This is a genomic window from Pedobacter jeongneungensis (assembly GCF_000633455.1).
Classification (GTDB): Bacteria; Bacteroidota; Bacteroidia; order Sphingobacteriales; family Sphingobacteriaceae; genus Pedobacter; species Pedobacter jeongneungensis_A.
In genome coordinates, this window is record NZ_AYMG01000027.1 from 67,079 (window position 1) to 86,981 (window position 19,903).

General features: G+C 38.9%; 17 protein-coding genes. 6 read left to right on the plus strand and 11 right to left on the minus strand.

The genetic code is table 11. The annotated features are described in order from the left end of the window. Positions 1-126: 126 nt before the first annotated feature. Positions 127-1,443 carry an adenosylhomocysteinase gene (gene ahcY, locus U859_RS0122780; RefSeq protein ID WP_025145589.1) on the minus strand — a complete coding sequence of 439 codons (1,317 nt, stop codon included), beginning with the start codon at positions 1,441-1,443 and terminating at the stop codon, positions 127-129. Between the two features lie 157 nt (positions 1,444-1,600). Between ahcY and U859_RS0122785 the strand changes: the two genes are divergently transcribed. The 4 genes from U859_RS0122785 to U859_RS0122800 all read left to right on the plus strand — a co-directional run bounded on the left by U859_RS0122785 (position 1,601) and on the right by U859_RS0122800 (position 4,110). Continuing rightward, positions 1,601-2,056, plus strand: a complete 456-nt coding sequence (locus tag U859_RS0122785) for a hypothetical protein (protein ID WP_025145590.1) — start codon at positions 1,601-1,603, stop codon at positions 2,054-2,056. Positions 2,057-2,183: 127 nt separating this feature from the next. Beyond that, entirely contained in the window at positions 2,184-2,636 is a 453-nt protein-coding gene (locus U859_RS0122790; RefSeq protein WP_025145591.1) for a hypothetical protein, read from the plus strand. Between the two features lie 278 nt (positions 2,637-2,914). Further along, positions 2,915-3,343, plus strand: coding sequence for a CBS domain-containing protein (locus U859_RS0122795; protein ID WP_025145592.1), 429 nt, complete (start codon positions 2,915-2,917; stop codon positions 3,341-3,343). A gap of 11 nt (positions 3,344-3,354) precedes the next feature. Continuing rightward, positions 3,355-4,110 (plus strand): hypothetical protein, encoded by a 756-nt coding sequence (locus tag U859_RS0122800; RefSeq protein WP_025145593.1) that lies wholly within the window; start codon positions 3,355-3,357, stop codon positions 4,108-4,110. Here U859_RS0122800 and U859_RS0122805 read toward each other — a convergent pair. The 5 genes from U859_RS0122805 to U859_RS0122825 form a co-directional block, all read right to left on the minus strand. Next, positions 4,107-4,496 carry a polymer-forming cytoskeletal protein gene (locus U859_RS0122805; RefSeq protein ID WP_025145594.1) on the minus strand — a complete coding sequence of 130 codons (390 nt, stop codon included), beginning with the start codon at positions 4,494-4,496 and terminating at the stop codon, positions 4,107-4,109. The genes U859_RS0122800 and U859_RS0122805 overlap by 4 nt on opposite strands. A gap of 2 nt (positions 4,497-4,498) precedes the next feature. Further along, the gene (locus U859_RS0122810; RefSeq protein WP_025145595.1) at positions 4,499-5,335 is read right to left on the minus strand and encodes a M23 family metallopeptidase; all 837 of its coding nucleotides are present in this window, start codon (positions 5,333-5,335) and stop codon (positions 4,499-4,501) included. Positions 5,336-5,569: 234 nt separating this feature from the next. Then, complete coding sequence (locus U859_RS0122815) at positions 5,570-7,018, minus strand: M20/M25/M40 family metallo-hydrolase (RefSeq protein ID WP_025145596.1); 1,449 nt, start codon at positions 7,016-7,018, stop codon at positions 5,570-5,572. 352 nt (positions 7,019-7,370) lie between these two features. Then, positions 7,371-8,426, minus strand: coding sequence for a TerC/Alx family metal homeostasis membrane protein (locus U859_RS0122820; protein ID WP_025145597.1), 1,056 nt, complete (start codon positions 8,424-8,426; stop codon positions 7,371-7,373). Then, complete coding sequence (locus tag U859_RS0122825; protein WP_025145598.1) at positions 8,426-9,397, minus strand: polyprenyl synthetase family protein; 972 nt, start codon at positions 9,395-9,397, stop codon at positions 8,426-8,428. Before U859_RS0122825 ends, U859_RS0122820 begins: the two co-directional genes overlap by 1 nt. Before the next feature lie 290 nt (positions 9,398-9,687). Between U859_RS0122825 and U859_RS0122830 the strand changes: the two genes are divergently transcribed. Continuing rightward, complete coding sequence (locus tag U859_RS0122830) at positions 9,688-10,680, plus strand: alpha/beta hydrolase (protein WP_025145599.1); 993 nt, start codon at positions 9,688-9,690, stop codon at positions 10,678-10,680. Between the two features lie 411 nt (positions 10,681-11,091). After that, the gene (locus tag U859_RS0122835) at positions 11,092-11,595 is read left to right on the plus strand and encodes a hypothetical protein (RefSeq protein ID WP_025145600.1); all 504 of its coding nucleotides are present in this window, start codon (positions 11,092-11,094) and stop codon (positions 11,593-11,595) included. Positions 11,596-11,664: 69 nt separating this feature from the next. Here U859_RS0122835 and U859_RS0122840 read toward each other — a convergent pair whose 3' ends face one another. From U859_RS0122840 to uvrA, 5 genes are all read right to left on the minus strand, one after another. Beyond that, complete coding sequence (locus U859_RS0122840) at positions 11,665-12,633, minus strand: YpdA family putative bacillithiol disulfide reductase (RefSeq protein ID WP_025145601.1); 969 nt, start codon at positions 12,631-12,633, stop codon at positions 11,665-11,667. A gap of 78 nt (positions 12,634-12,711) precedes the next feature. After that, positions 12,712-14,127, minus strand: a complete 1,416-nt coding sequence (locus U859_RS0122845) for an MBL fold metallo-hydrolase (protein ID WP_025145602.1) — start codon at positions 14,125-14,127, stop codon at positions 12,712-12,714. 351 nt (positions 14,128-14,478) lie between these two features. Continuing rightward, the gene (locus tag U859_RS0122850; protein WP_025145603.1) at positions 14,479-15,498 is read right to left on the minus strand and encodes an asparaginase; all 1,020 of its coding nucleotides are present in this window, start codon (positions 15,496-15,498) and stop codon (positions 14,479-14,481) included. 386 nt (positions 15,499-15,884) lie between these two features. Continuing rightward, positions 15,885-16,652 carry a TatD family hydrolase gene (locus U859_RS0122855; protein WP_025145604.1) on the minus strand — a complete coding sequence of 256 codons (768 nt, stop codon included), beginning with the start codon at positions 16,650-16,652 and terminating at the stop codon, positions 15,885-15,887. A 226-nt stretch (positions 16,653-16,878) separates the two neighbouring features. Next, positions 16,879-19,794, minus strand: coding sequence for an excinuclease ABC subunit UvrA (gene uvrA / locus U859_RS0122860; protein WP_025145605.1), 2,916 nt, complete (start codon positions 19,792-19,794; stop codon positions 16,879-16,881). Positions 19,795-19,903 lie beyond the last annotated feature (109 nt).

Below are 19,903 nucleotides of genomic sequence, written 5' to 3' on the forward strand. Positions count from 1 at the left end.
ACTTTGGGACACCCCGCCTAACAGGCACCCCTCTGGGAGAGGGGAATAAAAAAGGGATATGCAAATTGCACATCCCTTCTATATTATGATTTTTAGTTAACTGCTAACTAAAAACTGCAAACTGAATTAGTATCTGTATGTATCTGCTTTGAAAGGACCTTCTACCGGTACGCCGATATAATCAGCCTGGTGTTGATCTAAAACATCTAACTCTACACCGATTTTTTCTAAGTGTAAACGTGCTACTTTTTCATCTAAATGCTTAGGTAAAGTATAAACTTTGTTTTCATAGGCACCAGTGTTAGTCCAAAGCTCTAATTGAGCCAAAGTTTGGTTGGTAAATGAGTTACTCATAACAAAACTTGGGTGACCAGTTGCACAACCTAAGTTAACTAAACGACCTTCAGCCAGGATGATTACATCTTTACCGTCGATAGTATATTTATCAACCTGAGGTTTAATTTCCACTTTGGTATCGCCATAAGCACCGTTTAACCAGGCCATATCGATTTCGTTATCGAAGTGACCGATGTTACAAACAATCGCTTTATCTTTTAATGCCCTGAAGTGTTGCTCGCGAACGATATCACAGTTACCTGTAGTAGTTACCACGATATCAGCTTCTTTAATGGCTGTAGCTAGTTTTTTAACTTCGTAACCTTCCATTGCAGCTTGTAAAGCACAGATTGGGTCAATTTCAGTTACAATAACACGTACACCTTGTGAGCTTAACGATTCTGCAGAACCTTTACCCACATCGCCATAACCGCAAACAACAGCCACTTTACCAGCCATCATTACATCGGTAGCACGACGGATTGCATCAACCAATGATTCGCGACAACCGTATTTGTTATCGAATTTTGATTTAGTAACTGAATCGTTAACGTTGATTGCAGGTAAGTGCAACGTTCCGTTTTTCATTCTTTCGTATAAACGGTGAACACCAGTAGTAGTTTCTTCTGATAAACCTTTAATATCTGCAATTAACTCAGGGAAACGATCGAAAACCATATTGGTTAAATCGCCACCATCATCCAAAATCATGTTTAATGGTTGTTGATCTGCACCGAAGTGTAAAGTTTGCTCAATACACCAGTCGAATTCTTCTTCGTTTAAACCTTTCCAGGCATAAACCTGAATACCCGCAGCAGCAATTGCAGCAGCAGCGTGATCTTGTGTAGAGAAAATATTGCAAGATGACCAGGTAACTTCAGCACCCAGGGCCACCAATGTTTCGATTAATACAGCCGTTTGGATGGTCATGTGCAGACAGCCTGCAATACGCGCACCTTTTAACGGTTGTGTTGGACCGAATTCTTTACGTAAACTCATTAAACCTGGCATCTCTGCTTCGGCTAATTCGATTTCTTTACGGCCCCATTCTGCCAGTGAAATGTCCTTAACTTTGTAAGGAATGTAAGTTGTCTCTACTGATGACATAATTATTTGTTTTTAAATGTGATGCAAAGTTACGGCATCCCTTTGTGAAAGCCAAATTATAAGCTGTTTGTTAAATGTAAAATGGCCAGTGATAAAGGCCAATGATTTTTACAAAAGCTTTTAGAGATTGATAAAGCCTATTTAATATATTTACAACATGAAAAATATACTCCTGATTTTTTTTGTAACGGTACTATTCGGATGTGGAAAAAATAATCCTGTTGTGAATCGACAAGGCTTTGATTTAGATTTCACCAAAACGTATCCGGGTTCGGGTGGCTCAACGTATATTAAGGCATTTAATGTAGCTACAGTTCTGGTTTGGAAAGCGGAGGGGAAAAATTTTCAATATAATGGCCTGACCGAAAAAAACCTGGCTTATGATAATGTTTCAAAAACATCATTCGCGGCCGATTATACTTATTCGAACGTCACCAGCACCAATATAGAATTACCTCCGGGCGAATATTTTATTACTATGATTACTGATGATGTTGAAGCACCTAAACTCGCTTACAGTTACACTAAATTTTCATTAAAAGCCGGGCAGTTTGTCTCCTTAAAAAAGGATGTAACCAATATGGTAAGTAATGGTTACAGTGTTTGGCAATAAGCCATAGTTAAAAAAATATAATATTGAAAAGACATTGCGTTTATCGATGATATTATTAATGCAATAATTGCTACTGGACTCCCAGATCAAACTTGGATGAGCAGGTAATTTATTAGTAATTTCGACCGTGAAAAAAAATACAACGCTCCTCTTAATTGCAATCTCCCTGTTGGGCTGCAAAAAATATCCCTATGAATCAAGTTATGTAACTATAGCTTACGAAGTTCAGGTTGGGTACCTTGATGGACAAAACAATTGGATAATACCTGCATCGCTTCCCGAAAATTTTGAAGCTGAAGTAAGTTTTACTAAACCAGACGGATCAACTCAAACCAATAAAATTTCCGGAAGTAATATTAGTTCTGGTGTACAGCTTGATTTCGACAAAAATGGGCCAGTTAAAGATTTAAACCTTACCTGGTCCTCTAATTTTACTAATTCGAGATTAAGATTTAATTGCCTGATAAGGAGATCTTTCTCAGTTGGTAAAATTACGACAGGACACCTTGCCTCAGCCAAGAATTCGCCTGGTGGTTCTTTGCATACTACTATTGATGCAAAACCACTTAAAAATCAGTAAAATATTTATTATTGGTCAGATAAAATTTATTTGAAAAGCAAAACCTGTAATACTTAGATTGGGTTCCTTCCTGCCATTCACTATAGCTCCGATAGAAGAAATCGGAGGCTGGCGTTTCTGTCAGGTTTAGATTAATTAGGTCCTGCGTAAAATACCAAAGAAGTCAAGTTTGACATGACACAATGTATATTAAAAAACTTGATTTCTTTAAAGTATTAAAATAAAACTTTGATTTACAGCTAATTATTTCTTAAATTGTTATAACCAAATTAACAATTATGAAAAGCGTAAAACACTTGCTAGACACCAAACAGGCTATCATTATTTCCGTATCGGAAAATATTTCTGTTCTGGATGCCTTAAAAGTAATGACAGAAAAAAATATCAGTGCCGTATTGGTGATGGAAGACGGGCAGCTTCGGGGTATTTTCACGGAACGCGATTATGCCCGAAAAATCATCCTGCAAGGGAAATCATCAAAAGATACCCTGATTAAAGAAGCCATGACCGCTAACCCCATTACCATCAAGTTTAGCGACAGCATTGATCATTGCATGGAACTGATGACGGACAAACACATCCGCCATTTACCCATTGTAGAAAGCAGTGAAGTAAAAGGAATGGTATCCATCGGAGATGTGGTAAAATTTATTATTGCCGACCAAAAACAGACCATTTCTCAATTGGAAAGCTATATTAGCGGATAATTTATATTCTAATGCACGCTCCTATTGAATTAGCTATTTCAATTATTTTTATCTTATTAGCCATCTTTTTCCCATATAAAAGGCCACAAAAATATGCTGAGGTAAACTTTGAATATCTTGGAAAACAATATGCAAAATGGGAGGTTTTTGCTATCATACCTTTATTCTCCTATATCGGCATAATAGGTTATTTTTTAGGTAATCTATTGATTTTCTTGTCTGAAAGTACCCAACAAAAAGATTCAAGTTTATTCCACTTTTACCCTAACCATTTTTTTTGGTACGGCATTGCTGGCATCTTTGCCTTTGGTTTGGTAGCAATTCCCATGGATCTTACCTATAGGTTCCTGCTCAGAGAACGGTATGAGGAATACCTGGTTTACACCAATATGAAACATCGGTTTGATGGTCGCATAATCATACGCCCGCTATCAACTTTAATAATTACTTTTTCAGCTGCATTACTGTTTTTCGGGGTTAAATATGCCGTTCAAATTTACCCCGATAAAATTGTATTTAATAAATTTTGGAGTATTAAGCCAAAAACACAGCTCATTGCCGATATAAAATCAATTCATTTTATTGAGATGATTAAATATGATAATGGTCAAAGGTTAGAACCTCATCATTATATTAAATTTAACGATGGCACCTCTTGGAATACACTTGATGGAATTGGTGTGATCAGGCAGGAAAATAAAATGATTGAATATTTAGCAAAACAAGCTAAATTGAAAATCGATACTTTAACCTTTGATCCCGACTAAGCCTTTACCGCTACTTTATCCTCAGTTTTACCAGATTGGTGCATTTCGAGCTTACCGTTATATTGTGCACCCATCTCAATTTCAATGGCTTCTGTTTTAATATCGCCGTTAACCTTGCCTGTCTTTTTTATTTCGAGATTCAGGGCTTTTACATTTCCGTTAACCGTACCGTAAATAATAGCAGAATCGGTTTGAACATCACCTTTAATCATCCCTTTTTCGCCTAAAACAATACCGCCTTCAACATTAACGTTTCCAATTACCGTTCCATCTATCCTGATTACTGCTTTTCCTTTTAATTCGCCGGTAATGGTAAAACCAAGGCCGATTAGAGTAGAAATTTCTTGCTGATTGAGGTCTTTTATCTGGTTGCTTTTCTTAAACATGTTTACAAGGTTAAAAAGAATCTTGGATTGATAACTTTACCGTTTTGGTGTACTTCGTAATGTAAATGAGGACCTGTTGAACGTCCGGTTGAGCCTACTTTGCCAATATTATTGCCAGCAATAACGTTTTCGCCTTCTTCAACCAAAATTTTGGAGAGATGACCGTAATAGGTCTCAAAGCCGTTTCCATGTTTAATGACGATACAATTGCCATAAGCACCACGTTTACCTGCAAAAATCACTTTACCATTCGCTGTGCATTTAACCGGGTCGCCATAATTTGCCCTGATATCCAATCCTTTATGGGTTTCTACATTTTCTCCGGTAAAAGGATTTTCTCTATGACCAAAACCGGATGTAATGGTACCCAAACGTGGATAACCCATTGGCGTATAAGCCACATTGTAAGTAATTTTACTCAGGTAATTATCATAAAATTCGCTAATTTCTTCATTCGATAAAACATCATCGCTTTGTTCTCCACCTTCATTACCTGTTAAAATCGGCTTTAGTCCACGCGCTTTAAGGTATTTATTAATCGTCAGTAATTTCTTATCTATCGATTGATAATGTTTTTTAAGAGAAGAAGTGTCAATAACCGATAACTGGCCTTTGCTTTTTAGAAGCGCTGCCTGAAGTTTATTCTTAGTCAGTTCGGTATTGGCATTACTTCGGACAAGATAAAATATACTGCCCACGAGGATTAAAAATAACCCCAGTATACCTAAAATATATTTTTTCCAATGGACGATATAAGCGGTTGGAACCTGGATAGGCTTGCTCGAATTTTGATTTTTACTTACAAAAATTACGGTTGTTTTATTCCGTTTTCTGTTCATTTTGACAATGTTTTTCTGTTTGGCACGAAAACAAATATATGATATTCAACCACATAGTCAAAGACAAAGTGCAAGCTTAACACCAATTGTAAAAAAATATATCAATTAACATTAAGTTAATCCCTGTACCAGAATGTTAGCATCGTCAATAAAATTTTTCCATTACGACAGACACAAAGGATTGATCTATTGCGAATCAGTGCAATCTCTAAATCGGTGTATTCAACCCGAAGGTTACTTCCACCGCCACTCACCCGCAATAGTTAAAGGTTCTTTTAAGTTTTGCGATTCTAAGAAAGCCCTTAACTCTTCCTCTCCCTGAACACCTACCGGAATTTTTGGTGTATTGGCTAAAGCATAGGTTAACATGGCACTGTAGCGCACCGTATTTTTTAGCTGTTGTTCATCAACCAGTTTAAAACTATCACCATCAGAATGATAAAAGGGCCCGGAATTATTTGGCAGTTTACCACCAAAGCCACCACCAGTAGGGATCCCCTCTAACATAAATGGCTGATGATCACTGTGTAAACCAGCACCAGCGTTAAACAAGTTTTTAAAGCCTGTATCAATTTTCACAATATCAGCGCCCCAGGATGTAAAAAGTGCCTTCATTTCAGATCGCGAAGTAGAGAAACCTTTCGGATCGTTGGTCATGTCATAGTTCAGCATAAACTTCACCTGGTTTAAGGTTTTGTCTTTTTTAGCCTGATCGATATAAGCTTTAGAGCCTAACAATCCCTGCTCCTCACCCATAAACAATACAAATTCTACTGTACGTTTGGTTTTTAAATTCAGCTTTTTGAAAGTTCGGGCCATATCCATAATGGCGAAAGAACCGATTCCATTGTCAATAGCGCCAGTAGCTAAATCCCAGCTGTCTAAATGTCCGCCGACAACAATTTTATCTTTTGGTAATTCTGTTCCTTTAAAAGTAGCCACCACATTACGGGCTTTGATCAAACCCGAGAAATTCGTCATAGCAATATGCGCTATTTGCGGCTGTGACTTAATTTTCTCTTTCAGAGCCGTTCCATCCTCCAAACCAATACAAACTGCAGGGATTAGAATTAATTTTCCAGTTACAGAAGCGGTTCCTGTTAAAAGCACACCATCCTTTACCGTATTGATAATGATTACACCAATGGCTCCATACTTTGTTGCAATCGCGGTCTTTTCCGAACGGTGCAAGGATTTTGTTCCTGCAGGAGAGCCTGGTAATACACCCAAATAAATCAAAGCAATTTTACCTTTAAACTTTTCTGGACTGGCCTGATAATCTGCTTCCAGTCCATTACCTGCATATGCAATTTCACCTGTAACATCCACACTCACCGGCGAATGTGCCAGTGTAACGGCCTTCATTTTAACAAGGCTATTTTTATCAGCCCCAATTTCTACGCTGATGGTTTTTCGGGCCCAGCTTTCTACTTCAAAGGGTTGAAATTTCACATCGCAACCGTAAGATTTTAATAAATCGAAAGCATACTGTTCAGCCTTTGCCCCATTTGCAGAGCCTGTTAAACGGTGACCGATGGTTTCGGTTTCATATTTAAGGGTTTGGTAAGCTTTTGAGTTTTGCTGTACATCGGTGTTGATTTTTGCAAAAACATCTCCGAATTTATCCTGTGCATTGGCAAATAAAGTTGCACAAAGAAGCACGGTAGAGAAAAGGTATTTCATTAGGTTTAGTTTATCTGCTGAAAGTACAAATTTTAGCCTGAGATTGCTAGCTGTAACGTTTATTTTGCTTTGGCGCGAACATTTCTTTCTCGCACCAACCCTAAATATGCTGTCATGCTGAGGCACGAAGCATCTGTTTCATAGGTAGGGGATTCTTCGCTGCGCTACTATTGATAGATTCTTATAGAAAAATCGTCATTGCGAGGAGGAACGACGAAGCAATCTTTCATGCTAGTGATCCTTGCTATAAAGATTGCTTCGTCGGCTGAAAAAGCCTTCTCGCAATGACGAATCTTCTCGCTTATCGCAATAAAAAAAATTCTTCGCTGCGCTCAGAATGACAAAACTTTAGCTAAGGTTTTACATGTGCCTTCTTCTTCGGAAAAACCAAAGAAGCCACAATACTGATCACCAAGATACTCAGAATTACAATTAATGAATGCTCAGTGGTGAAACCCCATTTCTCCAGATAAGTATGTCCTAACATTTTCACTCCTATAAAAGCCAGTAAAAATGCCAGACCTGTTTTTAGATAATGGAATTTGTGAATAATATTTACCAGCAAAAAGAACATGGAACGTAAGCCCATGATGGCAAAAACATTAGAGAAAAATACGATATAAGGATCTTTAGTTACCGCAAAAATAGCCGGAATAGAATCGACTGCAAATAACAAATCGGTAAACTCTACAATCAAAAGCACCAAAAATAATGGTGTAACAAATGTTTTATGGTCTATTTTAACAAAGAAGTTTTTACCCTCGTATTTTGGATGGATCGAGAATATTTTCGAAGCCCATTTCACCACAGGATGGTTTTCGGGATCAATTTTATCATCTTCCGCTTTACTGAAAAACATTTTCACCCCTGTAAACACCAGGAAAGCGCCAAAAATGTAAAGTATCCAGGCAAATTTTGTAATTAGTGCGGCCCCCACAAAAATGAAGATGAAACGCATAATAATGGCGCCCAAAATCCCCCAAAATAGTACCCTGTGGTAATATTTTTCTTCAACAGCAAAAGCAGAAAAAACAAGCACGATTACAAAGATATTATCTACCGAAAGTGCATATTCAATTACATAACCCGTCAAAAATTCCAGTCCGAGGTTTTGTTTATAAACCGCCAAACTTCCTTCAAAATCACCGGGGATTAACTTAATATGGTGCTGATGCTTGGTTACGATTTCTTGCAGGTGGGCGAAATCCTTAATCCCATGGAGCTGGTGCCCTTCGGTTAACAATATAAAATAAAAGCCGATGGCCAGGGCCACCATAATCAAACTCATTACGCCAGCTTGTTTTAAGCTCACCACATGCTCTTTCCTGCTAAACAGACCTAAATCTAAAGCAAGGATTAATGCAATAAAAAGCAAGAAACCTAAGCTAAAAAGTAATTCGTTACCCATTATTTTTTACGTTCAGTAGTATATAGTACAAGCTGTTCTAAACCTGTTCTGGCTTCACCTGCATCAAAACTATGCAGAATTTCAAATGCTGAATGCTGGTACTCCAACATTTTCTGGTTTGCGTAATAAACACCTTCATGCGCATTTACGAAATCAATAATCTGCTGAATTTTAACCGGATCATCCTGATGGTTTTTCACCAGGTTGATCATTTTTTTACGTTCTGTTTTTTCCGCTTTATTTAAGGCATAAATTAAAGGCAAGGTTACTTTCTTTTCTTTAATATCAATACCCAAAGGCTTCCCAACATCATCAGTTCCAAAATCGAAGGTATCATCTTTAATCTGAAAGGCAATCCCCACTTTTTCTCCAAATAAGCGCATTTTTTCTATCGTTGCATCATCAGCACCTGCCGAAGCCGCACCCGCAGCACAACAAGAGGCAATTAGAGAAGCTGTTTTCTGGCGGATTACATCAAAATATAAATCTTCCGATATATCCATCCTCCGTACCTTTTCTACCTGCAACAACTCACCTTCACTCATCTGTTTCACCGCTTCCGATACAATCTGTAACAAACGGTGCTCATTATTGTTTACCGAAAGCAGTAATCCCTTGGCCAATAGGTAATCGCCAACTAAAACGGCAATTTTATTTTTCCATAAAGCATTGATCGAGAAAAAGCCACGGCGCTCATAAGCATTATCCACCACATCATCGTGTACCAAGGTAGCCGTATGTAAAAGCTCTACCAAAGCTGCACCGCGATGTGTCGATTCGGTAATTCCACCGCACAATTTAGCCGCAAAAAACACGAACATCGGCCGCATTTGTTTGCCTTTTTGCTTTACAATATAATGGGTAATCCTATCCAGCAACGGTGCGTCGCTATGCATCGATTCCTTAAAGGTTTTTTCAAACGCTTTAATATCAGCAGCTATAGGTGTTTTTATCTGTTCGATTCCCGGCATTAAGTCGAAAAATTTTGATTGCAAACTTAAGCTTATTTCCCATAAAAAGGTAATGTATAAGCGTAATATTAAGTATTTGAAAAGTAACGGGCAGCAATTTTTAACATCTGGTGCTCCTGCTATTGCCCATAGTCCTCGCCCTCATCCTTCGGGCTGTGGGCTATTTGGCGCTATCAGGTTTATCATGATGGGGTAGTGCAGGTAAAAGCCCCTCAAAACGATAATTAATTCATCAAAATAATTAGCTTTATTTAATTTCAAATTTTACATTTAAACCAATATTTAATGGCATGAAAAAACGCTACAAAGTAATTATAGGCCTTTCGGCATTCATTATTGCAGGTTATTTATTGGGACCAAAACCCAAAAAACCGGTATTTAGTGAGGACCTGACTAAAGTCCCCGATCTGGAAGACCTGGACAGCTATGTAGCCAGCATCGAATCCATGCACAAAATAAAACCTGGCAACGAAGCCGAAATTGTGTGGGCCGATAGCCTTCACCAGCAAACCGAATACGCCATTGTTTATTTACACGGTTTTTCGGCATCAAAAACAGAAGGCAATCCGGTACATTTAAATTTAGCGAAAGAGTTGCATGCCAATTTATACCTTGCCCGTTTAGCCGATCACGGCATCGATACCCTGGCGCCCATGCAATATTTTACGGCCGACCGCCTTTGGGAAACCAGTAAACAGGCTTATGCCATTGGTAAAAAACTGGGTAAAAAAGTAATTTTAGTGGGTACTTCTACCGGCGGAACGGTGGCTTTAAAATTAGCGGCAACCTACCCGGAAATTAACAGTTTGATTTTAATGTCGCCAAATGTGGCCATTAACGATAAAAATGCCTGGCTTTTAAATAATCCCTGGGGCTTACAAATTGCCCGCAGAGTTGTAGGCGGCGATGAACGTAAAGTGGACGACCGCACCGACGAATATAAAAAATACTGGTACACCAATTACCGGCTCGAATCGCTGGTTGAGCTGGAAGAATTTATCGAAAGCAGCATGCTCAAAACCACTTTTCAAAAAGTAAAGCAACCTGTTTTACTGCTTTATTACTATAAAAATGAACTGGAGCAGGATCCGGTGGTTAAGGTAGATGCCATGCTGAAAATGTACGATGAACTGGGCACGCCGAATAATTTAAAAAGAAAGCATGCTATACCAAATGCGGGTAACCACGTAATGGGCTCTTATATTACATCTAAAGATTTGCCGGGTGTAGAAAAGTCGATTGTAAGTTTTGTGGAGCATACTTTGAAGGTTGATGTTTATTGATTTAATAGAAGTGTCATACCGAGAAATCAATTTTAATTCAAAAATATTGAAATTGAGATTACACGGCGCACAAGATCGTCATTGCGAGGCACGAAGCAATCCTACTAAAATGGGTGGGTTTTAAATTTCATACCTAGCGATCGCATTAAGATTGCTTCGTGCCTCGCAATGACGACCCTTCTATATATAAAATATATTTATATGCCATTAACAGACTTTAATAGCTAGGTCGTTTTTCCCGCGCAGGCGGGAATCTTAAAGCACCTGGCATTACGATTATTCATGGGTTTTCCTTTTTTCAGAGGCATTCATGAGCACTTCGTGGTTCCCAATCGACCCGATAGCTATCGGGTTGGGAATGACGATCGATTTAAATAACTTAACTATACAAATCAATCTAAACCCCGTTCCATGAAAATCAAACCAATATTACAAGAAACTCTATGGGTTACAGGCTGTATAGCAATTACCCTAATTATCGGGCTACTCTTTTTTGGAAAAGCTATTTTCGAAAAAGATATCGACATTAACCTGCATGACACCTATTTTGTTATTGCGAACCAGCACTTTTTTATCTGTTTTTTTGTAGTTTTTTCCTTTATATTCTATTTTATCAAAGAAAACAGGCACGCTTTCAATCGGAAATTACCACTCGGTATCTTTTTAATTTTAGGTTTAGGCTTTAATATATTATTAGTCAAAATGAGCCTGATTGCAGCATTTTTTAATCCTTGGAAAAGTGGATGGACAGTCTATCCACCACTATCAGTAAAAGCCAAACCAACTGAAGTTAACGCAATAAGAGAATTTGCCGCAACTGTTTTTACGCCATTTAACGCACTATTGGTAATCCAAATTTTGATAATCGCATTAATGTTGCGTGCGGCCTTTCAATATGGAAAATCGAAGAAATGATTTTAGGAATTTAGTACAGACTTACGAAGTTATTCCATCGTTAATCCTTTAGTAAAACTTCGTAAGACACTAACCCAAAATATTCTTCACAATCATTTCGGCATGTATCCTAGAGTTTTCGATAAACAGTTTGTGCGTATCTAAACCACCGCAAACTACACCAGCCAGGTATAAACCCTTTACGTTGGTTTCCATGGTTTCTTCGTTGTAAACCGGACATAATGTTTCGGGCAGGTTGATACCGAATTTTCTTAACATCGAAAAATCTGGCTGATAGCCCGTCATGGCAATTACAAAATCGTTCGGAATGGTTTTTATCCCTTCCGGGGTTTTAATATCTACTTCACCTTCCCTTATTTCAACAAGTTCAGAATCGAAAAGGGCAGTAACTTCACCTTCTTTAATCCTGTTCTGTATATCCGGGCGAACCCAATATTTAACATGCGGACCAAGCTCCCCACTCCTCACCACCATGGTTACATTTGCACCTTTGCGGTAAGTTTCTAAAGCGGCATCAACACCCGAGTTATTGGCACCAACAACAACCACATTTTGGAAGGCATATAAATGCGGGTCCTTGTAATAATGCGTTACTTTTGGTAAATCCTCACCCGGCACATTCATTAATAAGGGAACATCATAAAACCCAGTAGCCACAATTACATTACCAGCCGTATAATTGGTTTTAGAAGTATTAATTTCAAAAACACCCTCATCACTCTTAACCACTTGCTGTACCCTTTCGAAAAGATTGATGTTTAAATCGAATTTTTCGGCAACACGGCGATAATATTCTACGGCTTCGTTACGATTGGGTTTTGGGCTAATGGTTACAAAAGGCACGCCTCCTATCTCTAATTTTTGAGAAGTAGAAAAGAATGTCATAAATACCGGATAGTTGAACAAGCTATTCACCAAAGCACCTTTTTCTATAATAACATAGCTTAAGTTTGCTTTTTGGGCTTCAATTGCACAGGCCATCCCTATCGGGCCGGCACCTATAATTAATACGTCGTAATGATTTTGATTGTCTGACATTCAGGTATTTTTATTTCGCTGTAAGATTGCTTCCCCGAAAAGTCGGGGCAGGCTGTCGTTCCTCCTCGCAATGACGAGCTATGATACTTTCATTGCTTTACTCGGGCAGGCGAAATCGGTTCTTTTTAAACCTGTATTTTTTATGGCACCATAACCACCAGCTACATCAATTACATTTTCTACCCCACGCGATTTTAGAATGGAAGCCGCAATCATAGAGCGGTAACCGCCAGCGCAATGTATATAATAGGTAGCTTTGGGATTAATCTCGCTAGTCCAGTCGTTAATAAAATCTAAAGGGCGGCTCAGCGTAAATTCCAAATGTTCTGATTCATATTCGCCTGGTTTACGCACATCAAGCGCCGTAATTTCTCCATTTGATGCCGCCAGCTCAAAAGTTTCGGCCGAAATAGATTCAATGGTATCGATTTCTTTGCCTGTAGCAGTCCAGTTTTCGAAACCACCATCCAAATAACCAATGGTACTATCATAACCTACACGGGTTAAACGGGTAATGGTTTCTTCTTCTTTACCCTGGTCGGTAATTAATAAAATCGGTTGCTGCAGGTCGGTAATCAAAGCGCCAACCCATGGCGCAAACTGACCGTTTAAACCAATATTAATCGAATTTGGGATAAAACCTTTTGCAAAAACCTGTGGATCGCGGGTATCGAGCATAATGGCACCGGTTTGGTTCGCCAGATCCTCAAATTGTTGAGGGGTTAAGGCATTTAAGCCCTTCTCGTAAACATCATCAATACTTTCTACACCACCTTTATTAATGGCGGCATTTTTAGCAAAATATTGTGGCGGAGGCAAAATACCATCTGTTACTTCAGCAATAAACTGTTCTTTCGTTTCAGCTTTTAGGGCATAATTAACCTGCTTTTGATGTCCTAAGGTATCAAACGTTTCTTTACTCATGCTTTTACCACAGGCAGAGCCTGCGCCATGGGCCGGGTAAACAATTAAATCATCGGCCAAAGGTTTTATTTTTTCATTTAACGAATCGTAAAGCATTCCGGCTAAATCATCCATGGTTAAATGACCTTTTTGGGCTAAATCCGGACGGCCAACATCACCGATAAATAAAGTATCACCACTAAAAATGCAATGGTCTTTACCATTTTCATCAGTTAATAGATATGTTGTCGATTCTAAGGTATGCCCAGGTGTATGTAATGCAGTTATGGTTACCTTACCGATTTTAAATTGTTCGCCATCTTTGGCGATATGCGATTTAAATTCAGTTTTGGCGGTTGGTCCGTAGATAATTTCTGCACCCGATTTTTCTGCCAAATCTACGTGACCGGAAACAAAATCGGCATGAAAATGCGTTTCAAAAATATATTTAATGGTGGCACCTGCTTTTTCTGCTTTTTTTAAATAGGTAGCAACTTCTCTTAAAGGATCAATAATCGCAGCTTCGCCATCACTTTCGATGTAATAAGCGGCTTCTGCCAGGCAACCTGTATATATTTGTTCTATTTTCATGTTAATAAGTATCGAGTTGTTGAGTATCAAGTATCAAGACATAACCTTACGCCATAAACCTTTCGCCATATACCCTTCCATAGCAAAAATAGGGCTAAATACTTATAACAGAAATGATGTTAGTCATAATTGCAGAAGTTTTACTTATTCTAATAGAGACCACTTAGGTTTCGGAAATGCTTAATGCATTGAAAAGATGAGTTTTGCGTTAGGGATTGTAAGGGTTCAGTACTGATCCTTCATCGGTACCGGAGCGAAGCGCAGCCCTGAAAAGCCCGCCACTTTCCCGTATTTCACGGGATTGGGGAACGCCCAAATCATTTTGCAATTGGAAATTTATACTTTTCGGTTCTAGTCTTTAGTCAACTCACCCCGCAAAGATTCATCCATTAATTTGCGGCTTTCTTCAACAGATAAACCCAAGCCCATTACGAACATCAGTTTGGTTACGGTAGCTTCGAAAGTTAAATCGTAGCCACTTATAATGCCCATTTTTAACAATTCCCTACTGGTTTCGTAACGACCAAGTTGTACTGAGCCTTTTTTACATTGAGATATATCGATAATGATTTTTCCATTTAAAATGGCCTGGCGCAAACTATCTAAAAACCATTGTGCAGTGGAGGTGTTGCCTGAACCAAAGGTTTCTAAAATAATGGCATCAACTTTAGAATCGGTGATGGCCTGAACAGCCTGCGGGGTGATTCCCGGATATAATTTAAGCACACCAATGTTCGAATTAAAATTGGTATGTAATTTTAACTCGCCGCCAGTAGCTTTTAAAATATAATTTCTGTGAAACTGTAAATGTACTCCAGCCTCTGCAAGTACCGGGTAATTTGGCGAACGGAAAGCTTCGAACTTTTCGCTGTTGTATTTAATAGAACGGTTGCCCCTGAACAATTGTGCATCAAAATAAATGCAAACCTCCGGGAACAATGCTTTACCATCTTCTTTGGTGGCGGCAATCTCTAAAGCAGTAATTAAATTTTCTTTGGCGTCTGTCCTGATTTCTCCAATAGGAAGCTGCGATCCGGTTAAAACAACAGGTTTATCGAGGTTTTCGAGCATAAAACTCAGTGCCGAAGCGGTAAAAGCCATTGTGTCAGATCCGTGCAGGATCACAAAACCATCGTACTGATCGTATTTATTATAAACAAGTTCGGCCAATGTTTTCCATATTTCAGGATCCATGTTTGATGAATCCAAAACCGGATTGAAAGAGTGTACATCTAACTGGTAATCTAAACGGCCCAGTTCCGGAACGTTTTCTTTTATCTGCTGGAAATCAAACGGAATCAACATCCCGTTTGTAGGATCGTTAACCATACCGATGGTGCCGCCGGTATAGATAATAAGTATTTTGGTCATTTGGTTTAGTGAAGGTTGCTCAGCGCAAAGAAACTAAAAATTTAGAAATGATTGGGCGATATTTTTAAATTAGCAATAAAAACATTTAAAAAGGAGATTTAATTATTAATTTGATAAAATTATCGTCATAATTTTACAATAAATACAACAACACAAATGCGACTCTTTTGAACTTTCCTATTAAACTTAGTTTTATCAATTAATATATCTTTAACAGATTTACTGCAGACATTTTTAACTTAAAGCTGTCACCCTGAATTTATTTCAGCGTCTGTCTAGCAGGAAAGATGCTGAAACAAGTTCAGCATGACGATCGCGTCTGGCAAAGGTGTCAAAAATCAGAGCAGGCTAATGGCTGATAAAGCCTTCCCGCAATGACGAATTGATTATACTCCAAAAATCTTTTTCGAATTCTCTGTAGTTACATTTGCTATTTCTTCAATAGAAACGCCATAAATATCAGCCAGTTTTTGAGCGATATAAACCAGGTAACTACTCTCGTTGGGTTTACCTCTAAAAGGAACAGGAGCCAGATAAGGCGAATCGGTTTCTAAAACCAGATCAGTTAAAGGAATATCTGCCAGTACCAGATCTAAACCTGCTTTTTTATAAGTCACCACACCCCCAATGCCTAAATAAAAATTAAGGTCAATAGCCTGTTTTGCCTGAGCCAAATTTCCGGTGAAACAATGGAATATACCCCGTAATTTTTCATCACGTTCACTTTCCAATACTTCAAAAACTTCATCAAAAGCTTCTCTGCAGTGGATTACAATCGGCAAACCCAATTCCTTTGCCCAGGCAATCTGCTTACGAAAGGCATCTTGCTGGATAGCCAAAGTGCTTTTATCCCAATATAAATCGATACCGATTTCGCCGATAGCATAAATTTTCCGCCCGGCAATACTTTTATAAATTTCATCCAACAGCGTCAGGTAATCTTCTTTTACATCACAGGGATGCAGGCCAGCCATTGCAAAACAGTTTTCAGGGTATTTAGCCACCAGGTCATCAATCATTGCGATCGATTTCACGTCAACATTGGGCAAAAACAGACGATTTACATCGTTTTCAAAACAACGCTCCATTAACTGGGCCTGTTTTTCGGCATCCTGCTCGTAATATAAATGGGTATGGGTATCGGTAAAAAGCATGTTTTGTTATGTAAAATGGGTAATGGGTTAGGTTATGAGTTTATAAATATGTCATGTTGAGTCTGTCGAAACACATAAATTTAAATAGGTCCTTCGACAGTCTACCATTAATAGATTCCATTAGATTAATCGTCATTCCCGCGCAGGCGGGAATCTTAAAGCGCTTGCATTAAGATTCCCAATCAACCCGATAGCTATCGGGTTGGGAATGACGACTCCACGCAGCCTATTTCTTTCCAGCCTTGCTTTTCTTTGGTGTTTTGACTTTGGACTCCTGACTTCCGACTTCGGACTGTGGATTCCATTCCATTTCCTTTTTCAAAAATTTTCCGGTTAAACTAATTGGGTTCTGGATCAAACCTTCAGGTGTACCCTCAAATAAAATCCTTCCGCCACCAGCGCCGCCTTCTTCTCCTAAATCAATCACCCAATCGGCAACTTTAACCACATCTAAATTATGTTCGATCACCAAAATGGTATTCCCTTTATCAACCAGTTCTTGCAGTACACCTAAAAGCACATTAATATCTTCGAAGTGAAGTCCTGTGGTAGGCTCATCTAAAATATAGAAGGTTTTTCCGGTATCTTTTTTAGAAAGTTCGGTGGCCAGTTTTACGCGCTGCGCCTCCCCTCCTGATAAAGTTACCGACGATTGACCTAAAGTAATATAACCTAAACCTACATCTTTTAAAGTTTTGATTTTTCTATAGATGATCGGAATATTTTCGAAGAAAGTACAGGCATCTTCAATACTCATATCCAACACATCACTGATCGATTTTCCACGGAAACGAACCTCTAAAGTTTCCCTGTTGTATCTTCTTCCACCGCATTCTTCACAAGGTACCTGCACATCTGGCAAAAAGTTCATTTCGATTACCTTTAAACCTGCACCCTGACAGGTTTCGCAACGCCCGCCTTTAACATTGAAAGAGAAACGGCCGGGTTTGTAACCCCGGATTTTCGCTTCGGGCAATTGAACAAACAGATTCCTGATATCAGAGAAAACTCCGGTATACGTAGAAGGATTAGAGCGTGGCGTTCTGCCAATCGGCGCCTGATCAATCTCGATCACCTTATCAATTTCTTTTAAACCATTGATTTTCTCGTAAGGCAAAGGTGTTTTTTTGGCTCTGAAGAAATGGTGGTTTAAAATCGGATATAAAGTTTCGGTAATCAAGCTCGATTTACCACTACCTGAAACTCCGGTTACGGCAATAAATTTACCCAAAGGAAAATCTACTGAAACCTCTTTTAAATTATGGCCGGTAGCTTTAACAATTGATAATTTATGCCCGTTACCTTTTCTTCTGATTTTTGGTGTTTCAATTTGCTTTTTACCATTTAAATAATCGGCAGTTAAGGTGTTTGATTTCAGGATCTGTGCGGCTGTTCCTTCGGCCACTACGGTACCTCCATGGATACCCGCACCCGGACCAACATCAATTACCCAATCAGCTTCCAAAATCATATCCTTATCATGTTCTACCACCAAAACGGTGTTTCCCAGATCGCGGAGATTTTTAAGTGCATTAATCAAACGTTCATTATCACGCTGGTGCAAACCGATACTTGGCTCATCGAGGATGTACATTACGTTCATCAGCTGCGAACCGATCTGCGTAGCCAAACGGATACGTTGTGCCTCACCACCCGAAAGTGTACGGGCGGTCCGGTCTAAAGTTAAATAAGTTAAACCTACATCGGTTAAAAAGCCGATCCTGGCTTTAATCTCTTTTAAAATTTCTTTGGCAATAATATTCTGGCGGTCGGACAAACGTTCATCAACTTTTTCGAACCATTGATGAAGGTTGTTGATATCCATCGATGAAAGTTCGAAAATGTTTTTGCCATCAACTTTAAAGTGCAGACTCTCTTTTTTCAAACGGGCACCATGGCACTCCGGACAGGTTTTCAGTTTCCTGAACTCGTCCATATCATCTGATGCAGATTCGCTTCTTTTTTCGTTCTGCTCTTCAAGCATTTTAATGATACCATCGAAAGTGATGTTATAATTCTGAACGTTCCATTTATTGTATTCTACCTCAACCTTGATCAGATCGGGCGAACCGTTTAAGATGATATTGATGACTTCATCGCTTAATTTTTCGATGGGTGTAGAAAGCGAGAAACTGTATTTTTTAGCCAAAGCTTTTAACACCTGGAACATCCAGATATCGCGGTATTCGCCCAATGGGGCTAAACCGCCATTTAAAATGCTCAGTTTTGGATTCGGAATAACCGATTCTTTATCGACTACAAAAATATAACCCAAACCATCACAACGTTCGCAGGCGCCATAAGGCGAGTTGAACGAAAAACTGTTTGGCTGAGGCTCATCGTAAGAAATACCCGTAGTTGGGCACATCAAAAACTTACTAAAATGTGCTACATTATTATCTTTATCGCTGATTTTGATTACACCTTTACCCATTTTCATTGCAATCTGCAGTGAATCGAGCAGGCGTTTTTTATCTTTCACGTCAATGATCAGGCGATCGATCACTACTTCAATATCGTGGATTTTATAACGGTCTACCTGCATTTTAGCAGTAATATCCTTTATTTCTCCATCTACACGTACTTTTACATAACCCTGTTTACGGATTTGCTCAAAAAGCTCACGGTAATGTCCCTTTCTACCTTTAACTACAGGAGCTAAGATATTTACAGCAAGCCCATCAAACTTATTAAAGATGTTCTGCAGTATCTGATCTTCGCTCATACGCTCCATCTTCTCGCCGGTATTATACGAGTAAGCATCGGCTACACGGGCATAGAGCAAACGCATAAAATCGTAAATTTCGGTAATGGTACCTACGGTAGAGCGTGGATTTTTACTGGTGGTTTTTTGCTCAATGGCGATAACCGGACTCAATCCCGAAACCTTATCCACATCAGGGCGTTCCATGCCGCCCATAAACTGGCGGCTATAGGCACTGAATGTTTCCATATAACGGCGCTGTCCTTCCGCATAAATGGTATCAAAAGCCAACGAAGATTTACCGCTGCCACTTAAACCAGTAATTACAACCAGTTGGTTGCGCGGAAAACTAACGTCTATATTCTTTAAATTATGTACCCTCGCACCATATACTTCTACATCTTTTTGCTCGCCGAGGTCGATAGATTTATTGCTCATATTTTATTTAAAGTTGGGGCCAAAACCGGGTCTTAAAAAAGACCGGATTTCAATCCGCAAAAATGCTAAAAATTTTATCAAAAAGAAAGTCAAAACCAATCTGTATTAC

Coding starts and splice junctions, on each gene's coding strand:
- ahcY (WP_025145589.1), bottom strand. CDS start 1,443: ATGTCATCAGTAGAGACAACTTACATTCCTTACAAAGTTAAGGACATT.
- U859_RS0122785 (WP_025145590.1), top strand. CDS start 1,601: ATGAAAAATATACTCCTGATTTTTTTTGTAACGGTACTATTCGGATGT.
- U859_RS0122795 (WP_025145592.1), top strand. CDS start 2,915: ATGAAAAGCGTAAAACACTTGCTAGACACCAAACAGGCTATCATTATT.
- U859_RS0122800 (WP_025145593.1), top strand. CDS start 3,355: ATGCACGCTCCTATTGAATTAGCTATTTCAATTATTTTTATCTTATTA.
- U859_RS0122805 (WP_025145594.1), bottom strand. CDS start 4,496: ATGTTTAAGAAAAGCAACCAGATAAAAGACCTCAATCAGCAAGAAATT.
- U859_RS0122810 (WP_025145595.1), bottom strand. CDS start 5,335: ATGAACAGAAAACGGAATAAAACAACCGTAATTTTTGTAAGTAAAAAT.
- U859_RS0122815 (WP_025145596.1), bottom strand. CDS start 7,018: ATGAAATACCTTTTCTCTACCGTGCTTCTTTGTGCAACTTTATTTGCC.
- U859_RS0122820 (WP_025145597.1), bottom strand. CDS start 8,426: ATGGGTAACGAATTACTTTTTAGCTTAGGTTTCTTGCTTTTTATTGCA.
- U859_RS0122825 (WP_025145598.1), bottom strand. CDS start 9,397: ATGCCGGGAATCGAACAGATAAAAACACCTATAGCTGCTGATATTAAA.
- U859_RS0122830 (WP_025145599.1), top strand. CDS start 9,688: ATGAAAAAACGCTACAAAGTAATTATAGGCCTTTCGGCATTCATTATT.
- U859_RS0122835 (WP_025145600.1), top strand. CDS start 11,092: ATGAAAATCAAACCAATATTACAAGAAACTCTATGGGTTACAGGCTGT.
- U859_RS0122840 (WP_025145601.1), bottom strand. CDS start 12,633: ATGTCAGACAATCAAAATCATTACGACGTATTAATTATAGGTGCCGGC.
- U859_RS0122845 (WP_025145602.1), bottom strand. CDS start 14,127: ATGAAAATAGAACAAATATATACAGGTTGCCTGGCAGAAGCCGCTTAT.
- U859_RS0122850 (WP_025145603.1), bottom strand. CDS start 15,498: ATGACCAAAATACTTATTATCTATACCGGCGGCACCATCGGTATGGTT.
- U859_RS0122855 (WP_025145604.1), bottom strand. CDS start 16,652: ATGCTTTTTACCGATACCCATACCCATTTATATTACGAGCAGGATGCC.
- uvrA (WP_025145605.1), bottom strand. CDS start 19,794: ATGAGCAATAAATCTATCGACCTCGGCGAGCAAAAAGATGTAGAAGTA.